Origin of the sequence: Paenibacillus sp. FSL H7-0716 (assembly GCF_038002705.1) — a bacterium.
Taxonomy (GTDB): Bacteria; Bacillota; Bacilli; order Paenibacillales; family Paenibacillaceae; genus Paenibacillus_AQ; species Paenibacillus_AQ odorifer.
In genome coordinates this window covers 43796-61780 of the sequence record NZ_JBBODA010000008.1, presented here as the reverse complement: position 1 = coordinate 61780, position 17985 = coordinate 43796, and the positions used below count along the sequence as shown (strand labels likewise).

Here is a 17985-nt window from a genome sequence, read left to right as displayed (position 1 = left end):
CCTCAAAAGCTTCAACAGCGTCAGCCCGCTCTGAGAGTTACGGACCCAGATGACGTTATTTGCACATTTTCTAACTTTGAAGCAGGGTTTCGGACTCCAATGACGTTATTCCCTCGAAAGAGCTCCATATCGGGGTGTTTCAAGCCAATAGTGGCTATGCGGTCCGTTGGCATCCCAAAAGTGCGATATTTCTGGGTTTAGAGTCATCTGTGTCCGATAGGTGTTTCGTATGTGCAAATATTAGCAAGCATATGTAAAAAAGGAGTTGTCTCAGCAGCCATTCAGGGCATGTGGGACAACTCCTTCTGATTTAATTAAATAGTTCAAGCTCGATAACCGTATCCATCTCATCAGGTAATATCGCGCCTTTTAATGTAATAAACGCTCCACCGTCAACATCTGAATATTCCTCAGCCATCCACGGTGCCTCCACCTTTAGCTCGGTACCATCACGTAGTAATCTAGCCTTTTTAATCTTCCCTTTCAAGCCTTGGAAATAGATCGGGCCAATTCCACGGTCGTAGACATGCGCATACAATTTATTGCCCTTTTGCGTATACCGTCCCCACTCTGGTTTAGGCAGCGAAGACTTCCCGCATCCATAAATACTATCTCCATTAAGGCGCATCCACTCCCCAACTTCGTCAAGGATAACCAGTGATTCCCGTGTCATTTCGCCTTTAGCATCGGGTCCAACATTGAGGAGCAGGTTACCATTCTTACTGATACATTCGACCATCGTACGGATGACTTGCTTGGTCGATTTATAATTCTTATCCTCGGAATGATAACCCCAGTTGTCATTCAGGGTAATGCAGGCTTCCCAAGGGATGGATTGGCCGTTTACGTCAACAATGCCGCCAGGCGGAATGATCTGCTCGGGGGAGAAGAAATCTCCAGCATACTCCTCAGGTTCTGCCGCACGAATATTGCCACCTAATCGATTGTCGATAATAATATCAGGTTGTATGGAACGAATCATCCGGATAAGTTCCGTTGCCTTCCACTTCTCCCCTGTCATATTATCGTAGGAGAAGTCAAACCACATAATGTCGATTTTACCGTAATTGGTGAGCAGTTCCTTTACTTGCCCATGCATATACTTCAAGTATCTATCGAAATCAATCGGCTTATCTTTGGCCGCTTCGTTATCCCGATCAGGATGTGCCTTATCTCCATATCCGGGATAATCCTCATGGTGCCAGTCTATGATAGAGTAATATAGACCTACTGCAATACCTTCAGCCCGGAAAGCGTCTACATATTCCCGCACAAGATCACGCCCAGCAGGCGTATTAATCGCTTTGAAATCAGTCAGCTTACTATCGAACAGACAGAACCCGTCATGATGTTTGGTCGTAAGCACAGCATATTTCTGACCCGCAGCTTTTGCTGCACTTGCCCATTTCTTCGGGTCATATCGAGAGGCGTCAAATTCATCGAAATACGTCATGTAATGCTCTCTACTCATCCGCTCGTTACCGCGAATCCATTCCCCTCTAGCAGGAATTGAATATAATCCCCAATGGATAAACATCCCGAACCTATCCTGTAAGAACCATTCCGTTCTTTCTTCTCTTGTACCCATCTCTCCAACTCCTCCGTTAATGAAAGCTGTGATCAATCTTTCACTCCACCTAAGCGGTATGAAATAATGCTGCTGCTCCAATCAGGCCTACATCGTCTTTGAGAGCGGCAGGTTCAATTGTAAAAGTGCCCTTATAAGGATCCATGACAAATAGCTCCGTCTTCTCCACCAGTGCAGGGAATAACAACTCTCCAGCCTTACTCACGCCTCCACCGATCACGATCCGATCAGGATTGAACGTATGCACTGCATTGGCTAGGCCTAGTGCCATATAATGAATGCTCCGGTCAATAACCTCGATGGCCACGGGATCGTTAAGTGCCATGGCTTCAAATACGTGCCGCGAAGTAATTTTTTCTCCATTTATATTAGCCAATTCCGTAATCATCGACGGTCTGCTCTCCATACTTCGCAGCGCCATATCCCGAATCGCTGTGCCCGAAGCGAAAACTTCCCAGCAGCCGAATCTTCCACAGCTGCATTCCGTTCCGTTCGGGTCAATAATATTATGACCTAGTTCACCAGCAAATGAATTTTTGCCAAGAAGCAGCTTGCCGTCAATGACGATACCTGCTCCAATTCCAGTGCTAAAGGTAACATAAACCATGTTGTCCGCACCTTTGCCAGCACCTCGGACATACTCGCCCCAAGCGGCAGCGTTCGCATCATTCACTACCTTTACTTCAACACCTAGCTCCAACTCCATCCAGTGCTTCAGGGGAACATTATCCCACTCCGGAAGATTGGTGCCGTGAATAACGATTCCGTCCTGGCTATTTACAGCTCCGGGAGAAGCCAGACCCACTCCTGTGAGTGGTCGCCCTTCGGATACGGAGCGGATCATATCGATCATTCGCTGCACTACTTCTTTAGCGGTACGTGCTCCAGCCGTTTCCATCAATTCCCGTTTCAACACGGTCCCCTTTGAATCGAACAATGCTGCGGCAATTTTTGTGCCTCCTAAATCGATTCCAACTACGTAGCCCTCAACCTTCTGCATAACCCATTCACCTTTTCACTATCTATTATTAGCCGTTAGAATGAATACTGTCCGCTAACGCCCGTAAGGCTGCTGGATCGATTGGCGACAAAGCGTCTTTATCATAACGAACAGCCGACCCAAAATGCACTTCTGTTACTCCGGTCTGATGTATAAATGAAGTAATACTTTCCAGCTTCAGACCGCTTCCAGCCAGTATTCTTACCGATTTACCTCTTGATTCCTCGACTAGCTTACGCATAGCAGGAATAGCTTCAGGAGCCGGACCTGGCCCGGCAGAAGTGAGTACGCGCGTAATTTGCGGATACTTACAAAGCGTTCGATAACCTTCTATTTGATCCTTCAACTCATCAAAAGCACGGTGGAAGGTTACTTGCAATCCCTCGGTCAACGGCAATAATGTTTCAAGTGCTCGCTCGTCGATAGCCCCTTCCGGGGTTAATGTACCAAGCACAATCCCCGCCGCCCCGCTGGCTGCAATTTGCTTTATCTCTGCTGCCATGGTCAAAATGTCATACTTTGAATAGCAAAAAGAACGGCTGTGCGGGCGAACCATAACAAACGCAGGAATGTTAACCGACTTGACAACTTGTTGCACCAACCCTATCCCTGGTGTTAATCCGCCTTCCGTAATCGCAGTAATGAGCTCCAGGCGGTCAGCCCCATTCGCTTCAGCTGTAAGAGCATCGTCCATACAAGTAGCGATGACTTCCAATCTCATATCTTTCCTCCACTCTTCCGGTTGTTATTGTTGTGCCTGTTTCATGACATAATCAGCGAGCAGTCGAGCACCATAACCCGTTGCTCCAGCTTCTGCATACCCCACATCCTGTTTGTACTGAACCGTCCCAGCCATATCAATATGAACCCAGCTCAGCGATTCCGCTACAAACCGCCGTATAAAAAGCGCTGCTGTAATCGCACCGGCAAAAGGTGAAGTACTAACGTTGCGTAGATCAGCGTAATGGCTTCGAAGATCGACTTCGTATTCATCCATAAGTGGCATGGGCCACAGTCTTTCTCCATTGCGCTCACCGATTTCGACGAGGCTCTGCGTCATCTCTCCATCACCCCATATGCCGGCGATACCTAATCCTAACGCTGCGCCAACATTTCCAGTAAGTGTTGCAATATCAATGACCTTGGTTGCCCCGATATTTGCTGCATGAATAAGAGCATCCGCGATAATAAGCCGCCCCTCGCCATCCGTATTTGCAACCTGAACCGTCAGCCCATTAGGATAGCGTATAACAGACGATGGCAGCATTGCCTCAGCATCTGGTACGTTATCAACAACTGGGATCAACGCGGTAACATTTACATGAGCTTGATTCCGTACTAAAATATCCAGCGCCCCAATAACAGCTGCTGCGCCACCCATGTCCATACGTGCATCGCTGATATCACTTGCAGTCTTAACATTCATCCCACCCAAATCGAAGGTAACACCTTTACCCACCAATGCCAGCATTGGCAATTCAGGGTTACTCTCATAGCGAATTTCAACGAGGGCTGGGGAGTGTTTACTGCCTGCTCCAACCGCCAGCAACCCATTCATCTGTAGGTCAACCAGCTCCTGCCCCCGGTAGACATGAACTTTCACTGCTGCGTTATCACGCTCGAAATATTCGACCATCCATTCTGTGAACCGATCCGGATTTAGAGTCCCGGGCACTTCATTCACCAGATCGCGAGCAACCACTGCTCCTTCAGCGCGCATGCGGCCAGTACTTAGTACAACTTCCAGTTCAAGCTTAGTCAGTTCAGGCCAATCGGCTGTATGGAGCAGCAAATCAACTGAAATGTCTATTTTAGTAACGCCACGATAGGTTTGAAAACGATATAATCCGAGAAGCCAGCCTTCAATCCAGGCTTGCAGCTCATCCGCAGCGGAAATATTACTTTCTGCTGTCCTACGCACAAATGAAGCTGAATTTCGTCCTTCTCTTAGGGCTGTACGGGCGGCAGATCCCGCTGCTCGGCGAACTTTCTCAAGCGTAAGAGCCCGGCGTTTTCCCATTCCAATAGCTATCACATCGGACTCTTCTTCAGAGCGAGCATATAACCATGTCACACTGCCACTCTGTTTGTGAGCTTCTCCCAGCCGAAGAGGAAAAGGCTCCTCTTCATAGGCTAAGTAGATAAGCGTATCCGCCCCATTAGCGGAATCGAACAAGATATTCATAGCTGTCCCTTCTTTTCCGTAAAGTGTACTCACATTTTAAATTATCGTTCTAGTTTCAACATTTCTTCATCAAACAAATGACAAGCGAGCTCATGACCTGGTTCAACTTCCCGGAATACAGGCACATGCTGCTTACAGATTTCCATACAGGAAGGGCATCTTGTATGAAAACGACAGCCTGTCGGCGGATCAACGGGACTTGGAAGATCACCTTTTAGAATAATGCGTTCCTTCTTCAAGCTTGGATCGGGTACGGGAACTGAAGATAGCAGCGCTTGAGTGTAAGGATGCAAGGGACGGTCATACAATGTATCCTTATCAGCCGTCTCCACAAGAGAACCCAGATACATAACCCCAATTCGATCACTAATATGCTCGACCACACTGAGATCATGAGAGATGAATAAATACGTCAGGCCATATTCCTCCTGCAAGTCCTGTAACAGATTCAACACTTGGGACTGAATCGATACATCCAGCGCTGACACGGGTTCATCCGCCACAATTAGACTTGGGCGAACTGACAGAGCCCGGGCAATCCCAATCCGTTGCCGCTGTCCACCGCTGAACTCAAACGCGAATCGCTCGGCGTGGAAACTGTTCAATCCAACGGTCTCTAGCAGTTCGCAAGCTAGCTTATCCCGTTCTTTAGAGGACAGCTTTGTATGAATAAGCAGGGGTTCGGCGACAAGATCCTTCACCTTCATGCGGGGGTTAAGTGAAGCATAAGGGTCTTGAAACACCATCTGCATATCTTTGCGCAGAGGCCGCATTTGGTTGTCTGAGATATGGCTAATATCTTGTCCCTTAAACCACACTTCTCCATGATTGGGTTCCAGTAAGCGAGTCACTAGCCTGCCCGTAGTCGATTTCCCACAGCCACTTTCACCTACAAGGCTGAACGTTTCTCCCTTACGAATGGCGAATGAAATCCCATCAACGGCGTGTAAATATTTAGTCGTTCCGAAGAAGCCCTTCTTCACAGAAAACAACTTCTTCAAACCCTTAACCTCAATTAATGGAGTCTCTTTCATAAACATCCCGCTCCTTCCGTGTCCTCCTGCTGTGTAAGCCAACAACGGCTTTTGCGCTCTAGCCCCTCAATCGGAAGTAGCTCAGGTTCTTGCGACAGACAACGCTCCATGGCAAATTCGCAGCGTGGCGCAAACTTACAGCCGGCAGGCATTTGTGAAAGGTCTGGCACATTCCCCTTTATAGACTCCAAGCGATGTACATTCTGGCGCAGCTTAGGTACCGATTGAATCAATCCCTTGGTATACGGATGTTGCGGTCTGGCAAACAGCTCTTGAACAGAGGCTTCTTCCACCACACGACCTGCATACATAACAACTACCCGGTCACATAATTCGGCAACTACTCCAAGATCATGGGTAATGAGCAGCATTCCCATATCCTGTTCATCTTTCAACTGCTTCATCAGATCAAGAATTTGCGCTTGAATCGTTACATCGAGTGCGGTCGTGGGTTCATCGGCAATCAACAGCTTTGGATGACAAGACATGGCCATTGCAATCATAACCCGCTGTCTCATCCCGCCGGATAGTTGATGCGGATATTCATCGATTAATTCCTCTGCGCGAGGGATACCTACAAGCCGCAACATATGAATCGCATGCTCACGAGCCTTCTTGCGTCCATAACCCAAATGCAGTCTAATCGGCTCTGTTAATTGCAGCCCAATCCGCAGCACTGGATTAAGAGAGGTCATCGGCTCCTGAAAAATCATTGCCAGATCATTTCCCCGGATTTGGCGCATCTCCTTCTCAGAAATCTTCGTCAAATCCTTTCCTTCAAAACGCACAGAACCTTCAGAAATTCTGCCCGGCGTATCTTTAAGCAACCGCATGATCGATAATGAGGTTACACTTTTACCACAACCAGATTCACCAACCAGGCCTAGCACTTCACCTTTTTTAATAGCAAAGTCTACCCCCGCAACCGCAGTAATACTTCCATCGCCGCGTTTAAACTCCGTTTTCAGCCCTTGTACATCCAGCAAATGTTGAGTCATGTCTTGTCCCTCCTTAGTTTTTCATTTTGGGATCAAGAGCATCACGCAGTCCGTCCCCGACCAGGTTAAATGCAAGTACTGTTAAAAAGATGGCTATCCCCGGAAAATAAACGATATGTGGAGCAATGCTTAAATAATCACGTCCCATACTTAACATTGCGCCCCAATCGGGCTCCGTTGTTTTTGCACCCATTCCAAGAAAGCTTAGTGATGCAGCGGCCAAGATCGCTCCGCCAATCTTCATGGATAGATTAACGATAATACTGGGCACGGTCTCAGGAAAAATATGACGCCAAATAATCCGGCGATGCTTCGCTCCCATGGAACGAGCCGCTTCCACAAACAATGTTTCTTTCGCAGACAGCGTTACGCTCCGAATAATCCGGGCGAACGACGGAGTCCCAAAGACTGCAACTGCGATAACAACGTTGGATAGACCCGGACCGAGGATGGCGACGATTCCAATGGCAAGCAGCAAGTCAGGAAATGAAAATAGTACATCACTGCCACGCATAATAATCCGATCTAGCCAACCGCCATAATATCCACTTAACAGACCTAGGATAGTTCCAAGTACGCCTGCGATGAAGACAGAACTGAGACTGACCGCTAAGGTTAAGCGAGTACCATCAATCAAACGGCTTAGAATATCACGGCCATATTCGTCTGTCCCGGCCCAATGTGCAGCAGAAGGACCTGCCATAAGAGCATCGTAGTTTGGTTCATCAGGATTATACGGGGTCAGAAATGGTCCGAAAATTGCAATTAGGAATAGCAATATAATAAAAAATGCGGCCACAAGGGGCATCTTTTGTCTACTGAACTTACGTAAAAAAACACCCATACGGCCTTTTGTTTTCTCCGGGGCCAGTACCTCTCCGGGTAATGGAGATTTTGCTCCCATCACCGCCGAATTGTCACTCATGATATCCCTCCTGATCCTAAATTCACCCTATAAATCTATTGAAATTCTGCTTCTTAGTCGCATTAGCTACTGAGAAAACCTTATTTTCGGATTAAGTACGCCATACAATAAATCTACTAATAGATTGATAAGAATAAATTGTGTAGCAAACAGAAGCAGTAAGGCTTGAATGACTGTATAATCCCGGAACAAAATGGAATCTACTAGCAGCCTGCCAAGACCCGGAATACTGAATACCGTCTCGACCATTACAGAGCCGCCGAGCAGGAACCCAAACTGAAGTCCAGCTACAGTAACCACCTGAATCAAAGAGTTGCGCAGCGCATGCCTGCCGATAACAACATACTCGCGTAAGCCTTTTGCACGTCCTGTACGGATATAATCCTCCCGAAGGGTCTCCAGCATAGATGACCTAGAATAACGGGCCAACATAGACATAATCCCCATCCCAAGTGTAATGGAAGGAAGAATATAGGACTTCCAGGAATCAACACCACCCGTTGGAAACCAACCAAGCTCTACCGAGAAAATTTGAATGAGTACCAAGCCTAACCAAAATCCAGGAATAGACATCCCTGAAATGGCTGTCAACGTCCCTAAATGATCCGGCCACCGATTGCGATAAACGGCTGAAACCACGCCAATTAGAAGACCAATAATTAGAGCCCAGGCCATACTAAGAAAAGTCAGCCACAACGTAGGCATTACTCTGCTTTCCAGCATGTCAGTAACCGGGATCCCTGAACGGATCGAATTGCCCAGATTCCCACTTAGCAGATCACCCATGTAGTTTATGTATTGCTTCCACAAAGGCAGATTGAGACCCAGCTGCTCCTGAATTCCACGAATCTCTTCAAGCGTGGCATCTTTACCAGCAATAAGTCGGGCTGGATCGCCTGGGATTAAGTGAATAAACAAAAAGACAAGCACCGATACAATGAACAGCAGCGGAATAACCCCGAGGAGTCTTTGTAAAGCATATCTACCCAACTCATAAGCCCCCTTCAGTATCGACAAATGATTTAGTGAGGCCGCTTCCTACCATATTACAGAAGCGGCCTCGTTCATTTCTTGGGATATTAAATCTAACGTTTATTTGGCATTATTTCACTTCTGCATTCAGGACGTTAATGGAACCGTCCGGGAAGACCTTAACTCCTTCCAGATACGATCTTTTGCCTGAGATGATTTGGTCGACGCCCATGAATGCCCATGGAGCATCTTCCCAAATTGTTTTTTGAATTTTGCCATAGATGGATTTAGCCGCTTCTGGATCAACTGATTTATTCGCCTCAGCGATCCATTTGTCTACATTTTCATTTTTGTAATAGGCTGTATTTGAGCCAGCAGGCGGGAACATTTCACTACTGAACAACCCTCTGGTTGCACCATCTGCATCACCTGAAGACGGAGACCAGCTGACATACCACATTTGAATTTTTGCTTCTTCTGGCGTCTTAGCAGAGTTAATTTGGTCGGACAATGTGCCGCCTTCCATGGATTTCACGTCTACCTTAATCCCTACAAGTGCTAGCTGTTGCTGAATAAATTGCATACCCTTCATAGTTTCGGATTCATTTTCACCCCAAATTTCGGTTTCGAATCCATCAGGATATCCTGCTTCAGCAAGCAATTGTTTAGCTTTTTCAATGTCATAGTCATAGCCTGTTTGCGGGGAATAGTATTGTGTTTTGGAAGACATCGTGGAATCAAGCTTAGCGCCAAGACCCGATTTCACAACTTTGATATAAGCTTCTTTATTGATAGCATAGTTAATGGCTTGACGAACCTTCACATCATCGAAAGGTTTTTTCATCGTATTCAACGTTACATAACGGACGATTGTAGAATCGATGGTATCTACAGTAATTCCTTCAAGACCTTCAACCTCAGATACTTGCTCCGTTGGCATCGGATAAATGAAATCCGCCTCGCCGGTTTTTAGCATGGCTATCCGTGATCCATTCTCTGGTACAGGTCTAAAGGTCACACTATCCACTTTTGGCAACCCCGCTTGCCAGTAATCAGGGTTCTTAACGACAACCAAGCGGTCGCCTTGCACCCATTCTTTGAACTTAAATGGTCCCGTTCCTACAGGATTTTTCGAAATATCGGTGCCATTTTCTTCTAAAGCTTTCGGACTAATAATAGGTGCCATAGCTACTTTATTTAAAAATGCGTTGTACGGCTCGCTGAGTGTAATAACCACAGTTTTAGCATCAGGAGTCTCCACTTTCGCTACCTTTGCGAAGCTTTTGCGCAGTCTCAGATTGTTCTTCTCATCTTGAATACGGGCGATGTTTACTTTAACCGCTTCAGCATTAAAGTCAGTACCGTCTTGGAATTTAACATTCTCTTGCAGCGTGAACGTGTAGACCAACCCGTCTTCACTTATGGAATGGCTTGCGGCAAGAACAGGAACCACGTTCATATTCTCATCAAAACCCATCAGACCTTCGTACATCGTTCTGGCAGCGCTGATTGAATGCGTATCGCTTGCGTTATGAGGGTCCAGCGTAATAAAGTTAGAATTGATGGCAATTACAATGTCTTTATCATTCTTTGTAGTTGGGGTGCTAGTTTCAGTTCCACCAGCAGTATTGCCTTTTTGTCCCTCGTTGCTCGCTTTGTTGCCGCACCCTGCAGTCACTACTACTGTAATAAGCAGCAGCATGAACATTGACCATACTTTTCCTTTTGCTTTCATTTTTACACTCCCCTATTCAAACGATGTATTAGAAAAGCTTCTAGTCCGATTAATCACCAAACTTGAAGATTATTCTTGACCTTATGCTCTAGATCTCCCATTGAAATACAGCACGGCGTTCGCCGACTACAGTACCGCCATCATTAACAATCGTGTTAGGCACGAGTGCATATAGGCGATCAATTGTGTCTTGATTGCTGTAACCAATACGTTCTAGAATCGATGCGATAATACATGGCCAGACTTGTTCTGATCCGTCGGATACTTTCAGTGATATACCCATTCGTTCCTTACGGAGTCCGATACCATATACCCCTTTTGCTCCACCTTTAGCCGTCAGATTATCATCCTTCAGGAGCTCTGAGCATACAAATTTCGTGTCGGCAATCATAACTGGGTTATCGTTCATAAGTTTTGCAATGGCAGCGGCTGCCTTACGTATATCCGTATCCTCAATCAAATCGGGACACGCTAGCTTTAGATAGGAATAAGCGATTTTATGAAGCGGAAGTGCGAAGATAGGAAGTCCACAGCCATCAATACCTTGCGGGATGGACGCTTTGGGAACTTCAGCAATATAAGCCATCATCTCAAGAATCTCCTGTTGTACAGGATGGTTAGGATCGTAATAAGTGTTTATATCCCAACCCATATATTTGCTAAGGCCCATTAACCCTGCATGTTTGCCTGAGCAGTTATGAAAGATTTTACGAGTTGGCTCATTTGCCCGGTGACGTTCTGCTTTGGCTTCTTCATTCAGCGGGTATGTAGAGCAGCAATGAAGTGACTCTTCTTTTAATCCCATTTTCTGAAAAAGAGCTTCAAGCGCTTCAATATGGAAGGCTTCACCCCGGTGTGAAGCGGTAAACAGCGAGGCTTCTTTACTTGTCAAACCATATACTTCATCGATCCGGCGTTTCATTACCGGCAAAGCTTGGAATGGCTTAGCAGCAGAGCGAAGATAAGTCATATGCTCCGGATCACCTGCTTTGTACAAAATGCTGCCCTTCTCATCAACTACACTTACTGCACCATAATGCACATTCTCCAGCAGGCCTCCACGATATTCTTCTACCAATGTTGTAAATCCCATCTGTACAACCTCCCCAGCAGTAGTTAATTTAATCTAAGGCGAAAAATCGATTCTGCGATAAAAGTCCCGATCCGATAATTACACCCTTCTCATTCAGCAACGAGCGATGAATCGTAAAGGAACCCCGAAGCGGCTCCCATGTAAAGCGCGAGAGATACAACTGCTCAACTTCTTCGTATATATCCGGGAATTTGTCCACGAGTTCTCCACTTAAAATCACGCTGTCGGGGTTATACATGCATACGACATTATTAATGGTGATGGCCATATACATGAGTGCACGGTCGATCAAGTGAATCGCCCATTGTTCTTCTGCATGTTTTGCTGCGAATAACTCCTCAATTGTACGGATCGGGCGAATCCGATTAGCTTCTGATAATAAAGAACTGATATTTATATAGGTCTGTAAACAGCCCGCTTTGCCGCACTCACACATCATTCCGTTAGGATCCACTGTCGTATGCCCAATTTCACCCGCACTGTTCATCACTCCTCGATAAATCTCTCCCTCGAGAATCATCGCAGAACCCACGCCTTGCCCGAAACCCAATAATGCCGTACGGCTGGAGCCAACTGCGGCTCCTTTAAGATGTTCAGCAAGAGCCCTTACTTTCAGCTCATTGTCCACAGCGATTTCAAAACCCGTCAGCTCTTTCAAGCGTTTGGCTAACGGAACATTTTTCCATCCTAGCTGAACAGAGAAGACAACAATTCCTTCTTCGTTATTCACAATGCCGGGAAGTCCAACGCCAATACCCACGATGCGTGTTCTGTCAATCACATGCTGCTGGAACAATTGTTCAATGGCTTCATAAATCCGTTCCAGCGTTCGATCCGGGCTTTCGTCTGGTGTACGGGGAAATTGACTACTGCAGATAAGCTGTCCTTGTAAGTCCACAATTCCAATAGACATAAGACTGCGATCCAGTTCTACGCCAACCGATAATACAGAAGCGTCCATCATACCTATTAACGTTGATTTCCGACCTAATCCTGATGATACCTGCTCTGAATCGAGTAAATATCCTTCCTCCGTCAACTCTCCGACAATTCGACTTACAGTCGTAGGACTCATACCAGTCTGTTTAGCAATAGAAGCGCGAGAAATCGGTTGTTGATTTTTTATAATTTCGAAAACCGTTAAACGATTTTGTCGCTTCATAAAATCCTGATCGTGCTTTTTCACGGGCATTCTCCTAATTATTTTCTCCAGTGCATTAATTGGATTAATAAACCACAAAAACAAGAAAATATTTGCAAATAAAGCGCTGATAATGTATTCTTTGATTTAAATTTTAATTTAGTTTCTCCAGTGATGGGATTAATAATAAAGGCTCATGGATTATGTGTCAATATAAATGACATATTTTTTATTTAAAAATAAATGTAAGCGGTTAACGAAAGATAACCGACACAAAAACCACTAAATATGTAACACAGACATAACACACAGACTCATGAATTAGCATTTAATTTGAATCTTGAACCTATTAATGGGGATAGAAAGACTGAAAGAAGTATTTTGTTTGGATTAATGTGAGGTGTGTGAATCGATGGTAAATTGAAGGTAACACTCGCATCAAAAGGACGCTCTCAAAAAGGAGGTAACTTTTGATGCGAAGTGAGTTCGTTACAACGAGGGTGTTAAAAAATCATTGAAACTCAACGGTCTTAACCGCTGCGTCCTCTTGGATCATCGATAGCAATTGCACTGGATTAAATGATTCAGGCAATCTTACAACGATTTCTACGTTTAATTCGGATTCTACACTGTTATTTTCAGCATGAAAACTTAGAACTGCGATTTTGTGTTCTTTAAGCAACTCTTGAATTCGGCCCATAGCGCCTTCTGTGTTAGCTAGACTTATAACGAGCTGTTGGGTTTTTGGTGCGGCCAGCCAGCTATTACGACTGTGTAAGATCTTTTGCCCAAGTAAAATGATTATCGTTGCTCCTACACCAAGAATATAAAGACCAGACCCTATAGCCATGCCCACTCCGGCTGTTGCCCAAATCCCTGCAGCAGTAGTGAGCCCTTTGACTGTGTGTCTTTGCATGAAAATCATTCCTGCTCCCAAAAAACCTACTCCGCTTACTACCTGAGCAGCTATCCGAGCGGGATCAAGAGAAAGATTTGGCCAATCCGCTTGGTCCTGAAACCCATATTTGGAGATGACCATCATGAGTGCGGCACCTAAGGCTACAACAAAATGTGTTCTAACTCCAGCTTCTTTCATCCGGCTTTTGCGTTCATATCCAACTAATACGCCACAAATTCCCGCGCCAATTACACGAAGCAAATACTCAAACTCCATACCTTCACCTTCTTTCATCATGATATGTATGTTGGATTAGTACCACGTAGGATAAATTCGATAATCTATTTATTGTATCACAAACAAAAAACCATAATACGTCCTCTCGCATTATGGTTAACTTGCTTTTATTAATTTTACACTTCTTAGTTCGTATCGGAAGCTAACAAAGAGCAAATCTCCGCATCTACAAATCTACCTTTTTCAAAAAAAGATTCGCGTAACAACCCCTCATACTTAAAGCCCGCTTTCAAAAGCGACTTCTTGGAGGCAATATTAGCCGGATCATAAAACGCCTCAATTCGATGGAGCTTCATATGCTCAAAACCATACGCAAGAATAGCTGTCAGAACTTCCGTCATCACACCCTGCCGCCAATAAAGTGGAGATAATTCATACCCAATCTCTGCTTTGAAATTTCTGTGCGCCCAGTTATGATATCCACATGAACCAATCATTATATTATCCTCACGCCTGGCTATTCCCCAGCGAATGCTTTGTTTGCCTTTGAAACGTTCATCCCATCTTTCGATAAGGTTGATCGCTTGCTGTATATCGGTAAAGCTATCCAGATCATAATACTGGGTCACTTCATCTTTTGAAAAATAATCATATATTTCTTTAGCATCATCCATTGTAATTCTTCTCAAAATAAAGCGGTCTGTTTCGAGCACAGGAAATTCTTCAACGTTATCGTTCATATTTTACTTAAGTCTCCTCTCATTTCTCTAGTAGTACAGTTCGTCGTGGAAAGTGAAACTTCCTTTAGGATATAATGTATTTTATAAACTAGTGATTTTTTTCACCTTGTAATCATTTGTTCATATTGCGTTCTTAATCGCTTGATACACTTCAATCATAACGATAACTACAAAGGAGATATTCTGATGAAAAAATTGTATTACACGTCTTTTTTCTATGCAATTCTTGGTTTGATAGCCGGAGTGGCCTATCGCGAGATTACTAAAATGAATGATTTCACAGGAGATACTATATTAGTTGCACTTCACACTCACATTCTAGTCTTAGGATTCTTTTTCTTTATTATTGCTATGATCTTAGACAAGTTATTTAATATCCATGAAGCTAAATCCTTTGGTGCATGGTACATTGTCTATAACATTGGTCTTTTAATCACGATTGGTGCAATGGCTACACGTGGAATGCTGCAAATTAACGGCAGTGATATTAGCTTCCTGCCCCATATTGCGGGTCTTGGTCACGCCATTGTTGGGGCTGGAATCATCTGGCTGCTTGTGCTACTCGGTAAACGAATTAAATAATACAGAAAGAGCCGCCAGGATCACTCCAGCGGCTCTTTTAAATATCCCCTGCTCTCCGTTACGGAGCAATCCCCCATACGAGAGCATCACTTTGATAAAGCGTCACTTTATCCCAGTTAGTATAAGCAGTTTTAGTAGCATCAAAGGAGTAGTCATTGGCTTCGTTAAAATTAGTCCAATCGGATTTATATATTCTGAGCTGAATATCTCCGGACTGGCCTCCAGCTGGAATAGCACCAGCTGCAGAAGTAAACGAAAGCTCAACGTAAGTGTCTGCATTCGTGCCTGTGTAGTCTGCAAAGGCTACTTGAATATTATTGTTGCCAACTTGTGCCCAGTCAATTGCGCTGTTTAACGTCTGATTACTATCTTTAGTGAAATAATAACGGATTTTAAGATCGCTTAAGTTCACTGCGGTTGTGCCGTTATTTTTAATATTAAAATAAGGTTTGATCTGATTGTCTGTCGCATTAGTATCTCCCGCCCGATACTGCAACGTCAGACTAGTTGCTGCTGGAGCTTGTGGAATAGCACTTGCTTGTGCCGAATTCACACTTTCTCCTACACTGTTGGTTGCGCTTACAACGTAGTAATAGGCTGTTCCGTTCGTTAAGCCTGTGTTGGTGTAGCTCGTTGCCGTTAGCCCTGTCGCTACAGTGGTATACGGCCCTCCGCTTGTGGTTGCACTTTTCACAGTGTAACTAGTCGCACCACTGGATGCGCTCCAGCTCAGGCTTACTTTCGCATCTCCTGCTGTCGCTACCAAGTTAGTTGGTGCCACCGGAACAGTTGCCACCGCTGCTGGGGTCGCACTTGCTTGTCCCGAATTCACACTCTCTCCTACACTATTGGTTGCGCTTACAACATAGTAATAGGCTGTTCCGTTCGTTAAGCCCGTGTTGGTGTAGCTCGTTGCCGTTAGCCCTGTCGCTACAGTGGTGTACGGCCCTCCGCTTGTGGTTGCACTTTTCACAGTGTAGCTAGTCGCACCACTGGATGCGCTCCAGCTCAGGCTTACTTTCGCATCTCCTGCAGTCGCTACCAAGTTGGTTGGTGCCACTGGAACTGTCGCCACCGCCGCTGGGGTCGCACTCGCTTGTCCCGAATTCATACTCTCTCCCGCACTATTGGTTGCGCTTACAACATAATGATAGGTTGTTCCGTTCGTTAGGGCGGTGTTGGTGTAGCTTGTTGCCGTTAGCCCGGTTGCTACAGTGGTGTACGGCCCTCCGCTTGTCGTCGCTCGTTTCACAGTGTAACTAGTCGCACTGCTGGATGCCGTCCAGCTCAGGCTTACTTTTGCATCTCCCGCTGTTGCTACCAAGTTAGTAGGTGCCGCTGGAACTACAGTGCCCCCTCCGTTACTCAGAGGAATTACAGGGTAAGCATTTTGTACCAGCTGAACAAATTGATCATGGAACCAGTGGCCTGATACAGGCGCATTAGGTAATGCACCGGTCAGTGTGCCGCTTGAGCTGGTATAAGTCGGATCACACATTCTGTCAAAGCCCTTGCCTTCATTATTTGGAATAGCACTGCTGGAGCCGTCAGATTCTCCCGGTGGTTTCACCCAGACGAATGCATCCAAATGTGAGGCTGCATAACCTGCGGGTGCTGCTTGTGGAACTTCTCCAATTCCGGCACCGCTGGCATTACACCAATTGCCGCGATGGAGACGTTTATCAATCCGACCGGAATCCGCATAAGCGTTAACGGTTGTTCCGCTTGCACTAGTCGGACGATTAGGTCCTCCCCACCCGTTACGGGAAGTATCAATAAGGAAGCCGATCGTGGACGGCCAACCTTTTGCTACAAAACCTGAATACAAAGCTGCTGTGAAATCAGCTTCATCAAAATACGGATTCCATTCATAATAACTTGCAGAACGAAGCTGCTGGCTGCCTATCGTAAGATTCGGATCTGGAAGATTAGGTTCTACTAGTGGAGTGGTATTGGCTGTATTCGTAATGAATCCATCGACACTAGCAAGTCCAGCTGTAGTGCCTGACACAACCGAAGTAAAGAGGTCGATAGCGGGGCCACGGTTAGTATCCCATCCGAGCCAGCCAGAGTGACCAATATCCATGTAAGTATACACATTTGGAATGGCATGGAGAGCATTTAAAGTGTAACGTGTAGCATCACGGTAAATATTCGTGGAGTTAGCTTGAGCACACTGTGGTGTGCTGAGATTGGTAACTAGATTAGGAAGCGAATCCGGCTCTACGATAGTCACTATTCGAATGTCACTATATTTGGGCTTTGCAAAAATACTGGCGATTACGTCAACATAATCTGATTTGTAGGTGGTCAAACCCGCTGCTGTCAGTGGCAGCTCGCCATTGGAGGCCAAAGCGTGGCAATCCCGCCCAGGCATATCATAAATTACGAATGTGGCTGTAATCGGCGTGTTCGGTTGCTTTTGCGCGAGAACGGAATCTAATGTTTCCTCAAGACTTTTTCTGCCTCCGTTTTCTGTCCCGCCATAAATTGCAGCAATTCGATCCAGCCATACGGCTGTCGGATATTTTTTAATCGTCTCCATCTTAGAAACTAAAGTACTATCGGTAACCTGAGCAATAGAGGTATCAATCAGTGCGGCATAATCAGGATTAACATATGCTGTAGCTCCTACAAACGGATTGTCAACATGTGCCTCACTGGCATACGTGGTAGAAGGAGCATATCCGGTGATAACTAAAGCCATGATCGTAAGCAATAACAAGATTTGCTTCCTTAGTGCTTTTGTCATTATTATTCTCCTTTCGACAATTAAATAAATTCGTAAATAATTTATTAATAGCCACGCGATGCTACAATTGCAGTATTCACTCCTTTAAAGAATGGTCACCTCCTC

At 45.4% G+C, this 17985-nt stretch carries 15 protein-coding genes; 1 reads left to right on the top strand and 14 read right to left on the bottom strand.

Going from position 1 to position 17985, the window contains the following annotated elements:
* Positions 1-310: 310 nt before the first annotated feature.
* From MHH60_RS12775 to MHH60_RS12715, 13 genes are all read right to left on the bottom strand, one after another.
* On the bottom strand, positions 311-1588 hold the full coding sequence (locus tag MHH60_RS12775) for an alpha-L-fucosidase (RefSeq protein ID WP_076134461.1): 1278 nt from the start codon (positions 1586-1588) through the stop codon (positions 311-313).
* 49 nt (positions 1589-1637) lie between these two features.
* Positions 1638-2588, bottom strand: coding sequence for an ROK family protein (locus MHH60_RS12770; RefSeq protein ID WP_076134301.1), 951 nt, complete (start codon positions 2586-2588; stop codon positions 1638-1640).
* 28 nt (positions 2589-2616) lie between these two features.
* Complete coding sequence (locus tag MHH60_RS12765; RefSeq protein ID WP_076134300.1) at positions 2617-3309, bottom strand: copper homeostasis protein CutC; 693 nt, start codon at positions 3307-3309, stop codon at positions 2617-2619.
* Between the two features lie 24 nt (positions 3310-3333).
* Complete coding sequence (locus tag MHH60_RS12760; RefSeq protein ID WP_076134299.1) at positions 3334-4773, bottom strand: leucyl aminopeptidase family protein; 1440 nt, start codon at positions 4771-4773, stop codon at positions 3334-3336.
* A gap of 41 nt (positions 4774-4814) precedes the next feature.
* Positions 4815-5807 (bottom strand): ABC transporter ATP-binding protein, encoded by a 993-nt coding sequence (locus MHH60_RS12755; RefSeq protein ID WP_111504797.1) that lies wholly within the window; start codon positions 5805-5807, stop codon positions 4815-4817.
* Positions 5804-6805 (bottom strand): ABC transporter ATP-binding protein, encoded by a 1002-nt coding sequence (locus MHH60_RS12750; RefSeq protein WP_076129893.1) that lies wholly within the window; start codon positions 6803-6805, stop codon positions 5804-5806. The genes MHH60_RS12755 and MHH60_RS12750 overlap by 4 nt, the downstream gene beginning before the upstream one ends.
* Positions 6806-6818: 13 nt before the next feature.
* Positions 6819-7730, bottom strand: coding sequence for an ABC transporter permease (locus tag MHH60_RS12745; protein ID WP_076134297.1), 912 nt, complete (start codon positions 7728-7730; stop codon positions 6819-6821).
* Between the two features lie 66 nt (positions 7731-7796).
* Positions 7797-8720 carry an ABC transporter permease subunit gene (locus MHH60_RS12740; protein ID WP_036689023.1) on the bottom strand — a complete coding sequence of 308 codons (924 nt, stop codon included), beginning with the start codon at positions 8718-8720 and terminating at the stop codon, positions 7797-7799.
* Between the two features lie 112 nt (positions 8721-8832).
* On the bottom strand, positions 8833-10437 hold the full coding sequence (locus tag MHH60_RS12735; RefSeq protein WP_076134296.1) for a glutathione ABC transporter substrate-binding protein: 1605 nt from the start codon (positions 10435-10437) through the stop codon (positions 8833-8835).
* 88 nt (positions 10438-10525) lie between these two features.
* Positions 10526-11530 carry an asparaginase gene (locus MHH60_RS12730; protein WP_076134295.1) on the bottom strand — a complete coding sequence of 335 codons (1005 nt, stop codon included), beginning with the start codon at positions 11528-11530 and terminating at the stop codon, positions 10526-10528.
* Between the two features lie 28 nt (positions 11531-11558).
* Complete coding sequence (locus MHH60_RS12725; protein ID WP_256715079.1) at positions 11559-12722, bottom strand: ROK family transcriptional regulator; 1164 nt, start codon at positions 12720-12722, stop codon at positions 11559-11561.
* 460 nt (positions 12723-13182) lie between these two features.
* The gene (locus MHH60_RS12720) at positions 13183-13845 is read right to left on the bottom strand and encodes an MgtC/SapB family protein (protein ID WP_094903188.1); all 663 of its coding nucleotides are present in this window, start codon (positions 13843-13845) and stop codon (positions 13183-13185) included.
* 146 nt (positions 13846-13991) lie between these two features.
* On the bottom strand, positions 13992-14546 hold the full coding sequence (locus MHH60_RS12715; protein WP_076134293.1) for a GNAT family N-acetyltransferase: 555 nt from the start codon (positions 14544-14546) through the stop codon (positions 13992-13994).
* A gap of 186 nt (positions 14547-14732) precedes the next feature.
* Between MHH60_RS12715 and MHH60_RS12710 the strand changes: the two genes are divergently transcribed.
* Positions 14733-15128 (top strand): DUF2871 domain-containing protein, encoded by a 396-nt coding sequence (locus tag MHH60_RS12710; protein WP_076129897.1) that lies wholly within the window; start codon positions 14733-14735, stop codon positions 15126-15128.
* 58 nt (positions 15129-15186) lie between these two features.
* On the opposite strand, the gene MHH60_RS12705 is transcribed toward MHH60_RS12710, so the two are convergent.
* The gene (locus MHH60_RS12705; protein WP_076134292.1) at positions 15187-17880 is read right to left on the bottom strand and encodes a glycoside hydrolase family 6 protein; all 2694 of its coding nucleotides are present in this window, start codon (positions 17878-17880) and stop codon (positions 15187-15189) included.
* Positions 17881-17985: the final 105 nt, after the last annotated feature.

Excerpts from the sequence above, each read along its gene's own strand:
- MHH60_RS12775 (WP_076134461.1), bottom strand. The coding sequence starts at position 1,588 with ATGGGTACAAGAGAAGAAAGAACGGAATGGTTCTTACAGGATAGGTTC.
- MHH60_RS12710 (WP_076129897.1), top strand. The coding sequence starts at position 14,733 with ATGAAAAAATTGTATTACACGTCTTTTTTCTATGCAATTCTTGGTTTG.
- MHH60_RS12755 (WP_111504797.1), bottom strand. The coding sequence starts at position 5,807 with ATGAAAGAGACTCCATTAATTGAGGTTAAGGGTTTGAAGAAGTTGTTT.
- MHH60_RS12715 (WP_076134293.1), bottom strand. The coding sequence starts at position 14,546 with ATGAACGATAACGTTGAAGAATTTCCTGTGCTCGAAACAGACCGCTTT.
- MHH60_RS12725 (WP_256715079.1), bottom strand. The coding sequence starts at position 12,722 with ATGCCCGTGAAAAAGCACGATCAGGATTTTATGAAGCGACAAAATCGT.
- MHH60_RS12770 (WP_076134301.1), bottom strand. The coding sequence starts at position 2,588 with ATGCAGAAGGTTGAGGGCTACGTAGTTGGAATCGATTTAGGAGGCACA.
- MHH60_RS12705 (WP_076134292.1), bottom strand. The coding sequence starts at position 17,880 with ATGACAAAAGCACTAAGGAAGCAAATCTTGTTATTGCTTACGATCATG.
- MHH60_RS12720 (WP_094903188.1), bottom strand. The coding sequence starts at position 13,845 with ATGGAGTTTGAGTATTTGCTTCGTGTAATTGGCGCGGGAATTTGTGGC.
- MHH60_RS12745 (WP_076134297.1), bottom strand. The coding sequence starts at position 7,730 with ATGAGTGACAATTCGGCGGTGATGGGAGCAAAATCTCCATTACCCGGA.
- MHH60_RS12730 (WP_076134295.1), bottom strand. The coding sequence starts at position 11,530 with ATGGGATTTACAACATTGGTAGAAGAATATCGTGGAGGCCTGCTGGAG.
- MHH60_RS12735 (WP_076134296.1), bottom strand. The coding sequence starts at position 10,437 with ATGAAAGCAAAAGGAAAAGTATGGTCAATGTTCATGCTGCTGCTTATT.
- MHH60_RS12760 (WP_076134299.1), bottom strand. The coding sequence starts at position 4,773 with ATGAATATCTTGTTCGATTCCGCTAATGGGGCGGATACGCTTATCTAC.
- MHH60_RS12765 (WP_076134300.1), bottom strand. The coding sequence starts at position 3,309 with ATGAGATTGGAAGTCATCGCTACTTGTATGGACGATGCTCTTACAGCT.
- MHH60_RS12750 (WP_076129893.1), bottom strand. The coding sequence starts at position 6,805 with ATGACTCAACATTTGCTGGATGTACAAGGGCTGAAAACGGAGTTTAAA.